This is a genomic window from Micromonospora sagamiensis (genome assembly GCF_014680085.1).
In the GTDB taxonomy this organism is placed as follows: domain Bacteria; phylum Actinomycetota; class Actinomycetes; order Mycobacteriales; family Micromonosporaceae; genus Micromonospora; species Micromonospora inyonensis.
The window spans coordinates 2370573-2383416 of record NZ_AP023438.1 but is presented as its reverse complement, the minus strand read 5'-3'; the positions used below and the strand labels follow the sequence as shown (position 1 = coordinate 2383416).

10 protein-coding genes and 1 pseudogene are annotated in these 12844 nt (G+C 73.0%); 5 read left to right on the top strand and 6 right to left on the bottom strand.

Going from position 1 to position 12844, the window contains the following annotated elements; genetic code table 11:
- The first annotated feature begins 127 nt into the window (after positions 1-127).
- Positions 128-2051 (top strand): annotated as a pseudogene (locus IGA62_RS10165) (NAD-binding protein).
- Positions 2052-2239: 188 nt separating this feature from the next.
- On the opposite strand, the gene IGA62_RS10160 reads toward IGA62_RS10165, so the two are convergent.
- The 3 genes from IGA62_RS10160 to IGA62_RS10150 all read right to left on the bottom strand — a co-directional run bounded on the left by IGA62_RS10160 (position 2240) and on the right by IGA62_RS10150 (position 5097).
- The gene (locus IGA62_RS10160; protein WP_145815267.1) at positions 2240-3487 is read right to left on the bottom strand and encodes an APC family permease; all 1248 of its coding nucleotides are present in this window, start codon (positions 3485-3487) and stop codon (positions 2240-2242) included.
- A 290-nt stretch (positions 3488-3777) separates the two neighbouring features.
- On the bottom strand, positions 3778-4128 hold the full coding sequence (locus IGA62_RS10155; protein ID WP_145815268.1) for a hypothetical protein: 351 nt from the start codon (positions 4126-4128) through the stop codon (positions 3778-3780).
- A 189-nt stretch (positions 4129-4317) separates the two neighbouring features.
- Positions 4318-5097: a phosphatase PAP2 family protein gene (locus IGA62_RS10150; RefSeq protein WP_186499697.1), complete on the bottom strand. Its 780-nt coding sequence runs from the start codon at positions 5095-5097 to the stop codon at positions 4318-4320.
- A 223-nt stretch (positions 5098-5320) separates the two neighbouring features.
- Here IGA62_RS10150 and IGA62_RS10145 point away from each other — a divergent pair, with 223 nt between their 5' ends.
- Entirely contained in the window at positions 5321-6529 is a 1209-nt protein-coding gene (locus tag IGA62_RS10145; RefSeq protein WP_145815270.1) for a DUF4032 domain-containing protein, read from the top strand.
- Positions 6530-6551: 22 nt separating this feature from the next.
- Here IGA62_RS10145 and nagA read toward each other — a convergent pair whose 3' ends face one another.
- Genes nagA through IGA62_RS10130 form a run of 3 tightly spaced genes read right to left on the bottom strand, consistent with a single transcriptional unit; the run spans position 6552 to position 9537 of the window.
- Positions 6552-7661: an N-acetylglucosamine-6-phosphate deacetylase gene (nagA, locus tag IGA62_RS10140; RefSeq protein WP_145815271.1), complete on the bottom strand. Its 1110-nt coding sequence runs from the start codon at positions 7659-7661 to the stop codon at positions 6552-6554.
- Positions 7661-8611 carry an ROK family protein gene (locus IGA62_RS10135; RefSeq protein WP_280526133.1) on the bottom strand — a complete coding sequence of 317 codons (951 nt, stop codon included), beginning with the start codon at positions 8609-8611 and terminating at the stop codon, positions 7661-7663. Before IGA62_RS10135 ends, nagA begins: the two co-directional genes overlap by 1 nt.
- The gene (locus IGA62_RS10130; RefSeq protein ID WP_145815272.1) at positions 8608-9537 is read right to left on the bottom strand and encodes an SIS domain-containing protein; all 930 of its coding nucleotides are present in this window, start codon (positions 9535-9537) and stop codon (positions 8608-8610) included. The genes IGA62_RS10135 and IGA62_RS10130 overlap by 4 nt, the downstream gene beginning before the upstream one ends.
- Positions 9538-9732: 195 nt before the next feature.
- Between IGA62_RS10130 and IGA62_RS10125 the strand changes: the two genes are divergently transcribed.
- The 3 genes from IGA62_RS10125 to IGA62_RS10115 all read left to right on the top strand — a co-directional run bounded on the left by IGA62_RS10125 (position 9733) and on the right by IGA62_RS10115 (position 12631).
- Positions 9733-10518, top strand: a complete 786-nt coding sequence (locus tag IGA62_RS10125) for a DeoR/GlpR family DNA-binding transcription regulator (protein WP_145821683.1) — start codon at positions 9733-9735, stop codon at positions 10516-10518.
- 191 nt (positions 10519-10709) lie between these two features.
- Positions 10710-11618, top strand: coding sequence for an ATP-binding cassette domain-containing protein (locus IGA62_RS10120; protein ID WP_186500154.1), 909 nt, complete (start codon positions 10710-10712; stop codon positions 11616-11618).
- Positions 11615-12631 carry an ABC transporter permease subunit gene (locus tag IGA62_RS10115; RefSeq protein ID WP_145815274.1) on the top strand — a complete coding sequence of 339 codons (1017 nt, stop codon included), beginning with the start codon at positions 11615-11617 and terminating at the stop codon, positions 12629-12631. Before IGA62_RS10120 ends, IGA62_RS10115 begins: the two co-directional genes overlap by 4 nt.
- Positions 12632-12844: the final 213 nt, after the last annotated feature.

Below are 12844 nucleotides of genomic sequence, written 5' to 3'. Positions count from 1 at the left end.
TGCGCCGCCCCGGGCCGGCGCGTGCCTGCCCGCGATCATGTGGGCCGTGCCACCGGCCGGCGCAGGGAAGCATGTGGGCCGGCATGAGGATCATGCGGACACCAACGGTTCGCCGGGACTGGCTACCATGCCGCACATGGCGGAGCCCCTGCTCGACCGTGCGTGGCGGGCCAGCCGGCGGTTACGGGCCAACGCGGGCTCCCGCCCCCACTACGTGGTCTGCGGGCACGACCCGCTCGCCTACTGGGTGGTGCGGGCGCTGCTCGCCGGCGAGGTGTCCACCGGCCGGATCCGGGTCACCCTGATCGTGCCCGAGCGGCGCCGCTCCGACGGGCCCGACGGCCGGGACATCCACGGCATCGACGTGGTGCTGGCCGACCGGCTCGACGAGGCGACGTTCCGCCGGGCCGGGCTGGCCGGCGCGGACGGGCTGGCCCTGCTGCACCAGGACGACGTGGGCAACATGCACGCCGCGCTCTGTGCCCAGGAGGTCGAGCCGAGGCTGCGCCTGGTGGTCCGGATGTTCAACACCGGCCTGGCCAACGGCGTACGGCAGATCTTCCCCGACTCGGCGGTCCTCTCCGACGCCACCATGGCCGCCCCGGCGTTCGTGGCCGCCGCGCTGGGCGAGGTCGCCCCCACCCACTTCCGGCATGCCGGCCGCACCCTGTACGTCGCCCGCCGTGACGACGTCCGCCCGGAGGACGTCGTCTGCGCGGTGGCCGACACCCGCGATCCGCGCGAGGTGCGGGTGCTCCCCGCCGACGAGTCCGGCGCGGACGTGGTGCTCGCCGAGGCGACCGGCCGGTTGCCGGGCACCGAACTGGCCGCGCGGCGACTGGCGCGGGCCCGACGTGACCGGCGTCGCCGTCGGCCGGTGACGGTGGCGCTCCGCGCGGTGCGCAGCTTCGCCAGCCGGAAGATCGGCATCGCCGTGCTGGCGGTGCTCGCGCTGATCGGGGTGCTCGGCTGGCTCAACGGCCGGGCTGCCCACCTCGACGGGATCGACGCGCTCTACCTCACCCTGGTCACCACGCTCAGCGGGCAGGATCCGGACGTCAACAAGCCCTTCGCCGAGCAGGTCATGCAGGTGGTGCTCAGCGTCGCCGGGCTGGCGCTGATCCCGCTGATCACCGCCGTGGTGGTCGACGGCGTCGTCCGGGCCCGGCTGGCCCTGCACTCCGGGCGGATCCAGCCGGACCGCTCCGGGCACGTGGTCGTCGTCGGCCTCGGCAACGTCGGGACGAGGGTGATGGCCCAGTTGCACGACTTCGGCGTCGAGGTCGTGGTGATCGACAAGCACCCCGAGCCGCGTGGCGCGTCCCTGGCCCGCCGGCTCGGGGTCTCGCTGATCGTCGGCGACGCGGCCCTGGAGGAAACCCTCCGCGCGGCGTCGGTGGGCACCTGCCAGGCGCTGGTGGTGGTCTCCACCGACGACGGCACCAACCTCCAGGCCGCGCTGAACGCGCGCGCGCTCAACGACGACCTGCGCGTGGTGCTGCGCCTCTTCGACGGGGACTTCGCCGAACGCGTCCAACGGGCCTTCGGCATCGGCATCTCGCGCAGCGTGTCGTACCTGGCCGCACCGGCCTTCACCGCCGCGTTGCTGGAGCGCGCGATGATCGCCACCATTCCGGTCGGCCGGCACGCGCTGCTGGTCACCGAGGTCTCCGTGGCCGCCGGATCGCCGTTGGACGGTCGCGCTCTCGAGGCGGTCGGCCGCCCCGGCGGCGTACGGCTGCTCGCGCACGCCCGCGCTGGCCAGCCGCGCCGGACTGAACGCCCTGCTCCGCGAGGTGGCCGCCCCCGGCGCCCCGCCCCCGGCTCGCGGTGCCGTCCCGGCAGGCCGGGGCGCCGTCCCGCCCGCTGCCCGTGGCGCCCCGGATGGTGCCCCGGCACCCGGCGACGCCTCGCCCCCGCCTGCCGGGCCGCCCCCGTCCGATGGGTCGTCGCCGCCGTCCGGCCCGTCGCCGGAGCCGGCCGCCCAAGCCGGTCCACCGGCTCTGGGCGAGTCGCCGTTGGCCACGCCGGACGAACCCGTCGCGCGCTGACGACCGCCGGGTCGGCCGGCTACGGACCCACCTCCTCGGAAGCGGGCGTCAGCCGGCGACCCGGTCGGGGGCGTCCCAGGTGGGGTCGGCTGCTCGGGCTCTGGCCTTGACGTCGCGCCAATCCGATCCGGCGGTCATCACTGGTCCTCCTTTGGCCCGTTTCGCGGGAACGGAGTCGATCAAGGGGGTCAGGTCGGGCGACGTGCGCCGAGGTGGTGGCGGGCGGCGTACCAGATCGTGCCGAGGGCGAGGACGCCGAAGCCGGCGAGCACGCTCGACAGTGGCAGGTTGACCGCGAGCAGCAGACAGCCGACCAGTCCCGCCACCGCCAGCGCCCGCACCGGCAACCACCGGCCCGGCTCCCGCTCCAACGTCAGCGCCGACGCGTTGGTGATCGCGTAGTAGACCAGCACCGTGCAGGACGAGAAGCCGATCGCCCCGCGTACGTCACCGAGCAGCACCACGACGATCACCACGGCGGCGACGGCCAGCTCGGCGCGGTGCGGCACCTGGTACCGGGGGTGCACGGCGGCGAGCGCGCCGGGCAGGTCGCGGCGGCGGGCCATCGCCAGCGTCGTCCGGCCGACCCCGGCGACCAGGGAGAGCAACACCCCGGTCACCGCGACGGTCGCCCCGGCGCGGACCACCCAGGCCAGGCCGGGCAGCCCGGCGGCGGTGACCACGTCGGCCAGGGGCGCGACGGACGAGGCCAGCGCGTCGGCCCCGAGCACGCCGACCGCGACCACGCCCAGGGTCAGGTAGATCGCCAGCACGATGCCGAGCGCCAGCGGCACCGCCCGGGGGATGGTCCGTTCCGGGTCGCGGACCTCCTCGCCGAGGGTGGCGATCCGGGCGTACCCGGCGAAGGCGAAGAAGAGCAGCCCGGCGGCGGTGAGCACGCCCCGGCCGGTGCCGTCGAGGTCACCGAGCCGGTCGACCGAGACCGTGCCGACGCCGGTCACCGCGACCAGGGCCAGCACCGCCAGCACCACGCCTACCAGGACCTTCGTCGCGGTCGCGGTCTTGCCGATGCCGCGCAGGTTCACGCCGGTCACCGCCACGACCGCGGCGACCGCGACGAGCCGCGCCTGCCCCGGCCAGAGGTACGCCCCGATGGTCAGTGCCATCGCCGCGCAGCTCGCCGTCTTGCCGACGACGAATCCCCAGCCGGCGAGGAAACCGGCGTACGGGCCGAGCCGTTCCCGTCCGTACACATAGGTGCCGCCGGACTCGGGGTAGCGGGCGGCCAGCCGGGCCGAGCTGGTCGCGTTGCAGAACGCGATGAACCCGGCCAGGGCCAGGGCCAGCAGCAGACCCGCGCCGCCAGCCGCCGACGCGGCCGGCGCGAAGACCACGAAGACACCCGCGCCGAGCATCGAACCCAGTCCGATGACCACCGCATCGGGTACGCCCAAGCGCCGCGCCAGCCGTTCCACGAGGGCGACTCTAATACCGCGACGGCCCCGGGGTCGGCCGCGTGCGGCCGGCGTTCGTCAGGAGTGCAGGGGCGAAGCGAACCGGACCGGCCCGTTCGGCGTGCCGCCTGTCAGGGGCGTTGCCCGTTCGGCGTGCCGCCTGTCAGGGGCGTTGCCCGTTCGGCGTGCCGCGTGTCGGGCCGTCGTCCGGTGGGCCGTCGTCCGGTCGGCCGTCGTCCGGTGGGCCGTCGTCCGGTCGGCCGTCGCCCCGCCGAACGGACTTCGGCGGGGCGACCGATCTGATCGGCTGGTCAGAAGGCGCGGGTGTTGTACTCCTTGCCGCTGGTGAGCCGCGTCCAGCCCTGCATCCGCACCTGGTCGCTGCTGCTCGTCGGCAGGGCGTCGGTGTAGTTGCGGCCCCCCGCCTGGATCTTGCGTCGGCCGAGGTTCGACTGCCAGGTCTTGCCGCCGTCGGTGGTCTGGTTGATCCACATCTCGTCACCGCTCTGGGCGTTGATCAGGCGTGTCCAGGCGTGCTGTACGCCGTTGATGTCACCGACCCGGAACTCGAGCGTACGGCCCTCCACCACGGCCGACTCGACAGTCCGCTTGTCGGTGGCGTTGGTGGGGTCCACCAGCTTCTGGGACATCGAGACAGACATACGTTTCTCCTCCCGTAGCTGTGACTGAACACCGTTCCCCCGAGGGCTTGCCCACCCGTGAACCCGTGACGTGGCACCGGGCGACCTCGAAGGTGGCGCTCCAGCCGGTCGGCACACGTCTTCCCGGCGGGGGCGGGGTTCATTCGTCGGACTCGAGGGTGCCGGTACCCGATACCCGACGACAGGCGCCTACCCGACGTGCGGGACGAACGGTCCGTCCCACTTGCGCAGCCGCCCCGGCAGCGGCAGGTCGTTCCAGGGCATCCGGTGCAGGATGCGGTCCAGCAGCAGCCCGAGCAGCAGACCGGCCACCGAGTCGGTCAGCCAGTGCCAGCCCAGGTAGGTCGTGGTGAACATGACCACCACCGGCGGAACCACCCGGACCACGGTCACCAGCCGGGGTGACATGCTCCGGCCGTAGCTGCGCAGCAGCGGGGCGAGCAGCAGCGCCAGGACGCCGTACCAGAGGATCGCGTTGGCCACGTGCCCCGACGGGTACGACTGGGCGTACTTCAGTGGCAGGTCGTCCTGGAAGAGGGGGAGCGTCTGCTCGGGTGGCAGGTACGGCTCCTTGACGCTGGCACTCGGCGCGGGTCGTGCGGTCCACACCTTCGCCGGGCCGATGGTGACGTACGTCAGCGCGAACGCCACCACGGTGGGCAGGAGCGGACGGACCGAGTGGAGCCGGACCGCCAGCAGCAGCCCGAGTCCTGCCGTGAGCAGGGTCAGCGGAAGGCCCTGCCCGAGGTAGTTGAAGACCACCGCGACGCCGTACGCCACCGGGGGCCGGTGCGCCTCGGCCCAGTCGGCCACCGCCCGGTCGACGCCGAAGAGGTGGCGGTTGGCGAGCGCCACGGTGATCGCCACCAGCCCGGCCAGCAGCAGCGCGTCGAACCACCAGCCGGCGGGGCGGACCGGCCGCAGCCGCGCGTCCCGTCGCACCGTCGTGGGCTCCCGCACGGCGACCACGCTACCGGCCGCCGCCGACGCCGCTCGGGTGCGGCCCGGGTGCGCGTCGGTGCCCGGTGGGTGGTTGCAGGGGACCCCTGCTCGTCAAAAAGCGGTAGGAAGGGTCCCCTGCAACCACCCGACCACGGTGCGCACCGGGACCAACGGCGCGGCGGGACGTCGATGGCTGTGTGCCCAGCCACGAAGGGAAGCGCCGTACGGGCGGAGGCGGCATGCTTGTCCCGTGCGGATCACTTCGGCTCTCGTCGACCCGGCGCTGCTCGACCTGCCCTGGTCGACCCCGTTGGAGGAGTGGCCTGCCGAGCACCTGGTGGCCCTCCCCCAGGGCATCTCCCGGCACATCGTCCGGTTCGTCCGACTCGGCGGTTACGTCTACGCGGTCAAGGAGACCGGTGAGCGGGTCGCCGAGCGGGAGTACGACCTGCTCCGGGCGCTGGAACGGATCGACTTCCCGGCCGTGGAGGCGGTGGCGATCGTCGCCGACCGGCACGCCCCGGACGGGCAGCCGCTGGACCCGGTGCTGATCACCCGGCACCTCCAGTTCTCCCTGCCGTACCGGGCGCTCTTCTCGTACACCCTGCGCCCGGAGACCCTGGAACGGCTCCTCGACGCGCTCGCCGCGCTGATCGTCCGGATGCACCTGACCGGGTTCTTCTGGGGCGACTGCTCGCTGTCGAACACCCTGTTCCGCCGGGACGCCGGTGCGTTCGCCGCGTACCTGGTGGACGCCGAGACCGGGGCCCTGCACAGCTCCCTCTCCAACGGCCAGCGGGGCGAGGACCTGGAGATCGCCCGGGTGAACATCTTCGGGGAGGCGCTGGACCTCCAGGCGGCCGGCCTGCTGCACGAGTCGGTCGACCCGGAGATGGTCTGCGAGGAGGTCGTGCAGCGGTACGAGCGGCTCTGGCACGAGATCACCTACGAGCAGCAGGTCGAGCGGGACGCCCGCCACGACATCGAGCAGCGGATCCGGCGTCTCAACGATATGGGCTTCGACGTGGCCGAGGTGGCGCTCTCCACGATCGACAACGGGCGTTACCTGGTCCGCCCGAAGGTCGTCGACGCCGGCTACCACACCCGGCGGCTGCTCCGGCTGACCGGCCTGGACGCGGAGGAGAACCAGGCCCGCAAGCTCCTCAACGACCTGGACGCGTACCGGGCGGAGAGCGATCTGACCGACGAGCAGCAGGCCGCGCACCGCTGGCTGACCGAGGTGTTCGAGCCGGTGGTCCGGGCGGTCCCCGCCCACCTGCGGCGCAAGCTGGAACCGCAGGAGCTGTTCACCCAGATCGTCGAGCACAAGTGGCTGCTCTCCGAGCGGGCCGGCCGGGACGTCGGCATGGGACCGGCGGTCCAGTCCTTCCTCAGCGACGTGCTGGTGCACCGCCCGGACGAGCAGGCCGTCCTCGGCGTCGACGTGGACGCCGTCTGACCTCCGGCCCGCCAACCGCCGCTCAGTCCAGCCACTCACCGCCGCGCATCACCCGGATCACGGTGAGGTCGTCGTCGAGGACCACCAGGTCGGCGCGGAGGCCGACCTGCAACGCACCGAGACGGTCGCCGAGACCGAGCGCACGGGCCGGGGTGGTGGCGATCATCCGGCAGGCGTCGGACATCTCGATCCCGGCGGCCACCGCGTGCCGCAGTGCGGCGTCCATGGTGAGGGTGCTTCCGGCGATCGCGCCGTCCCGGGTCAGCCGGGCCACCCCGTCGGCCACGGTGACGGACTGGCCACCCAGCTCGTACTCGCCGTCGGCCATGCCGGCGGCGGCCATCGCGTCGGTGATCAGGGCGGTCCGCTCGGGGCCGGCGACCGTGGTGGCGAAGGCGAGCATCCCGTCGTGCAGGTGCACCCCGTCGGCGACCAGCTCGCAGACCACGTTCGGCGCGGAGAGCAGGGCCACCGCCGGTCCCGGCTCGCGGTGGTGCACCGGACGCATCCCGTTGAACAGGTGGGTGCCGACGCTGGCTCCGGCGGTGACCGCCGCCCGGGTCTGGTCGTAGCTGGCGTCGGTGTGTCCGATCGCCGCGACCACCCGGCTGCCGGTGAGCAGCCTGATCGCCTCCAGCGCGCCGGTCCGCTCCGGGGCCAGGGTGACCATCCGGACCGTGCCCTCGCCGAGGCGGATCAACTCGGTGAGTTCCTCGATGGACGGGTCCCGCAGGAACTCCGGGTTCTGCGCCCCGCACCGGGCCGTCGACAGGTACGGACCCTCGAAGTGGATGCCGGCGAGCACCCCTTCCCGCACCAGCGGCGCGAACGCCGTGGTGGCCTCCCGCATCAGCGCGAACGGGGAGCTGACCAGGCTGGCCAGCAGGGTGGTGGTGCCGTGCCGCAGGTGGAACGCGGCGGCCTGCCGGGCGGCTTCCGGGTCGCCGGTGGTGAAGGTGTGACCGCCGCCGCCGTGGGTGTGCATGTCCACGAAGCCGGGGACGATCCAGTGCCCGTCGCGCACCGACGGGTACTCGGCGACCGCCCGGATCCGGCCGTCACCGACCTCCACGCACCCCTGGCGGATCACACCGGTCGGGGTCACCACCTTGCCGGTCACCCGTTGGGTCATCAGGTCTCCAGAGAGTCGAGGGCGAGCAGGGCCGCACCGAGACAGCCGGCCTCGTCGCCGAGTGTGGCGGCGACCAGACGCGGCTCCCGGTGGAAGGTCATCCGTTCCCGCACTGCGGTACGCAGCGGGTCGAGCAGATGCCGACCGGCCCGGACCAGGCCGCCGCCGAGCACGATGGTCTGCACGTCGAAGAGCGCCTGACCGGTGGCGAGGCCGTCGGCGAGCGCCTCGACGGCACTGCTCCACACCTCCCGGGCCAGTTCCTCGCCGGCCACCGCCCGCTCGACCACCTCGGCGGCGGTGCTCCCCGGCTCACCGGACAGCTCGGCGTAACGGCGGCCGATCGCGGCGGCCGAGGCCACCGCCTCCAGGCAGCCGATCCCTCCGCAGCCGCAGCGCGGACCGTTGGGGCGTACCAGGATGTGGCCGATCTCCCCGGCGGCGCCGTGCGCGCCGACGGCGGCCGAGCCGTCGACCACGTGGGCGGCGGCGATGCCGGTGCCGACCGCGACGAAGAGGACGTGCCGCGTGCCGCGCCCGGCACCCAGCCGGGCCTCGGCCAGGCCCCCGGCGCGCACGTCGTGGCCGAGCGCCGTGGGCAGCCCGAGCCGTTCGGCCGCCAGCTTCCGCAGCGGTACGTCCCGGAAGCCCAGGTTCGCCGACCAGACCGCCACCCCGGTGGCCTCGTCGATCACGCCGGGTACGGCGACGCCGAGCGCCTGCGGGGTGAACCCACCGGCGCGGGCGGTGTCGGCGAGTCCTTCGGCGACGTCCAGGATGGTCCCCACCACCGCGTCCGGACCCCGGTCGGCCCCGGTCGGATGCCGTTCGGCGTGCACGACGGAGCCGTCCGGGCGGACCAGGGCGCACTTCATCCCGGTTCCGCCGACGTCGAGTGCGACGACCACCGGGTCGCCGGCCCGGCCGGCGACGGGCGGTTCTGCGGTCACGCGAGGACCACGGAACGGGACAGGTGCCGGGGAGCGTCGGGGTCGAGGCCACGGCAGGTGGCGAGCGCGACCGCGAAGCGCTGCGCCAGGATCAGGTCGGCCATCGGGTCCACCGGGTTGCGCCCGGCGGCCCACCGTCCGAGCACGGTGCGGCAACCGTTGGTACGGCTGTGCACGAAGGCCGCGCCGGTGGCGGCGACGTCCTCGGCGAGCCCGTCCGGGATGTCGCCGAAGGCCCAGACCAGCCGCCCGGGGGCGGCGATCGAGATCGGCCCGTGCCGGTAGTCCATCGCCGGGTATGCCTCGGCCCAGAAGGTGGCCGCCTCCCGGCACTTGAGCGCGGCCTCCTGGGCCAGGCCGACGGTCCAGCCCCGACCGAGGAAGGTGGCCTGCTCCACCCGGGCCGGGTCGAGCGGCAGCGGCGCGCGGACGGCCACCTCGGCGTCGGCGGCCAGCGCGGGGACGTTGTCGCCGAGGTGGGCGCGGAGCAGGGCCAGGGCGGTGGTGGCGAAGCGGGTCTGCACCACCGAGCGCTCGTCGGCGAAGGGCAGCGTGACGGCGGCGTCGGCGAGGCGGGCCGCGGGGGAGTCCGGGTCGCCGACGATCACCGTGGTCGGCAGTTGGCCGCGCAGGGCGGCGAGCAGGTCGGTGACCTCGGTGGTGGTGCCGGAGCGGGTGATCGCGACGAGCCGGTCGTAACGGCGACCGAGGGGGAACTCGGAAGCCTGGAAGGCGTCGGTCTCGCCGAGCCCGGCGGCTTCGCGGCGGGCCGCGTACGCGCTGCTCATGAACCAGGAGGTCCCGCAGCCGACGACGGCCACCCGCTCGCCGGGGTGAGGGAGCCGATCGGTGACGGTCGGGGCCAGGTTCGCCGCCTCCCGCCAGCAGTCGGGCTGGCTGGCGATCTCCGCGTCCACGTACGCCATGAGAACTCCTCGCAGGGGAGACTGTGCGCAATACGGCTCGTTACGGGCATGTTTCGAGCGCCATTCTGCGCGAAGCCGGGGGGTCGTGGCAACCACTTGCGCGATCGAGCAACGCATTGCTTTGCGTACCCGCGTTTCGCGCACTACTGTGCACGCAATCAATCACGTTGCGTGCAGTCAGTGGAGGCTCCCGCGGTGGACCGGTACGCCCGATGGAACGCTCTGCTGGAGATGCTGACCGACGACGGTCGAGTCAGCGTCGAGGAGGCCGCCGCGCGGCTGGACGTCTCCCAGGCCACCATCCGTCGCGACTTCGACCAGCTCGCCCAGCAGCAGATGATCACCCGTACCCGGGGTGGGGCGGTGGCCAACGGGGTCTCGTACGACCTGCCGCTGCGGTACAAGACCGCCAAGCACTCGGCCGAGAAGCAGCGGATCGGGGCGGCCGCCGCCGCGCTGGTCTCGCCCGGCACCGTGGTCGGCCTCAACGGCGGCACCACCAGCACCGAGGTCGCCCGGGCCCTCGCCGTCCGGCCCGACCTCAACACCAGTGCCGAGGGCGCCCAGCTCACCGTGGTCACCAACGCCCTGAACATCGCCAACGAACTGCTGGTCCGGTCCCGGATGAAGATCGTGGTGGCCGGCGGGGTGGTGCGGCCGAAGTCGTTCGAACTGGTCGGCCCGCTGGGCGGGGCGCTGCTGCGCGAGGTCACCCTGGACGTCGCCCTGCTCGGGGTGGACGCGATCGATCCGCATCTCGGGGCCGCCGCCCACCACGAGGGGGAGGCGGCGATGAACAACCTGATGGTGGCCCGTGCCCGGCGTGTGGTGATCATCGCCGACTCGTCCAAGCTGGGCGGTCACGCCTTCGCCCGGATCTGCCCGGTGGACCGGGTGGAGACCCTGGTCACCGACTCCGGGGCCGACCCGGTCGTGGTCGAGGAGTTCCGGGCCGCCGGGGTCACCGTCATCTGCGCCTGATCGGCCGGGCGAAATCCGGCTGATCGGTCGGCGTTTCCGCCCCCACTACTTCGGATAACACAGTATTGTCGCTCCCGTCATAAACCCGAGCGGGGGAGGTCAACGTGCCCGCCGTGCTGGAGATAGAAGGTCTACGCAAGACGTACAAGAGCCGGAGGCGCGGCGATCGGCACGCGCTGGACGGCTTCGACATGCGGGTCGACGCCGGGCAGGTCCACGGCTTCCTCGGTCCGAACGGTTCCGGCAAGACCACCACCCTGCGCACCCTGCTCGGTCTGATCCGGCCGAACGACGGTCGGATGGCGCTGCTGGGTCGCGAGGTCCCGGCCGCGCTGCCCGAGGTGGCCGGCCAGGTCGGTGCGATCGTGGAAAGCCCGCAGTTCTTCCCGCACTTCTCCGCGCGGGACACCCTCTCGCTGCTCGCCGGGGCCGGGGACGTCCCGCCTCAACGGGTCGACGAGGTGCTGGAACTGGTCGGGCTCCGCGACCGCGCCGGGGAACGGGTCAAGACGTACTCGCTGGGCATGAAGCAGCGCCTCGCGGTCGCCTCGGCGCTGCTCAAGAACCCCAGGCTGCTGATCCTCGACGAGCCCGCCAACGGTCTCGACCCGGGCGGCATCCGGGAGATGCGCACCCTCATGCGCGACCTGGCCGCCTCCGGGATGACCGTGGTGCTCTCCAGTCACATCCTCGGCGAGATCCAGCTCATCTGCGACTCGGTCACCATCATCTCGCTGGGCCGCCGGGTCGCCTTCGGACCGGTCGACGAGGTGCTCGCCCGCTACTCCGGCGGCGCGGTGCGGGTCCGCCTCGACGCGGTCACCGACCTGCCGCTCGCCGCCGAGACGCTGCGCCGGGCCAACGTGCAGGTCACCGGCTACGACGACCACCTGATGCTGGCCGGCGTCGACAAGCCGGCGACGGTCACCCGGCTGCTCGCCGAGAACGGCCTCTACGTCAGTGAACTCGCCCCGGTCACCGCCGACCTGGAGAGCGTCTTCCTGGAACTGACCGCCACCGCGCCGGTTCCCGGCCAGCACCGCCAGGTCGACCAGTCCCGCAAGGTCGGCGGCAACACCCAGGGAGGACGGAGCGCATGAGCCTGTACGTCACCGAGCTGCGTCGTCTCGGCAAGCGCCGCTTCACCCGGTACATGGCCCTGATCGGCCTGCTGGTCCTCGTCGCCGTGGCGGTCGGCACGTTCTTCACCAACGAGCAGATCGGCCCGGAGCAGCGCGCCGCCGCCGAGCGCGAGGCCCAGACGCAGTACGAGGAGCAGGTCCGGTATGCGGAGCGGGAACGCAACGCGTGCGAGCGGGCGGAGGCGACCGGGGAACAGAGCGAGGGCCGCTTCCCCGACGACTGTTCGGTCATCACCCCGCCGCCGCGCGAAGCGTTCGAGGCGCGGTGGTTCCTGCCGTCGACCTTCGACTTCCGGACCAGCTTCGGGGCCACCCTGGTCACGTACGCGGCCATCCTGGGGTTGATCACCTTCGTGGTCGGCGCCTCCTTCGTCGGGGCCGAGTGGAGCACCGGCGGAATGATGAACCTGCTGCTCTGGCGGCCGAAACGGCTCACCGTCCTGCTGACCAAACTGGCCGCCCTGCTCACCGGCGTGGCTACGGTGACCGTGCTCGGTCTGCTCGCCTGGACGGCGGCGTTCTGGGCGATCGGCAGCTTCCGTGGCACCACGGAAAAGATGACCTCGGGCGTGTGGCAGTCCTTCGCCCTCACCGGCCTGCGCGCGTTCGCGTTGGTGGTGGTCGCGGCCGTGATCGGGTTCGCGCTGGCCTCGCTGGGGCGGCACACCGCCTTCGCCCTGGGCGGCGTGCTCGCGGTGGGCGTCGTCGGGCAGTTCGGTCTCGGCGTGGTGCTGGCCTTGGCCGACGTGAAGTTCCCCGAGGCCTGGCTGATCCCCACCTACGGCCTGGCCTGGATGGGGAAGGAGGTCAAGTTGGAGAACTACGACGCCTGCAACTTCTCGACGTCCGGCGACTGCAAGCCCGACATCCTGACCATCACCTGGCAGCACTCGTCGGTGCTGCTCGTCACCGGGCTGGTGCTCGCCCTCGGCGCGGCCCTCTGGGCGATGCGCCGCCGCGACATCGCCTGACACCGCCGGCCGCCGCCTTTCGTGCCGGCCGCCGTCCTTCGTTGCCTGTCGCCCTCCTTCGTTGCCTGCAGGGGCCCCCTGCTCATCACTTTTGGTGAGGAGGGGGCCCCTGCAGGCACCTGGGGCGGTCGGACGCACCGGACGTGCGATGCGAGGCTGGCCCGGCCTGGTTACCCTGGGGTTCCCGGTTGGCGTCGCCCGGCCGGCCGTCTG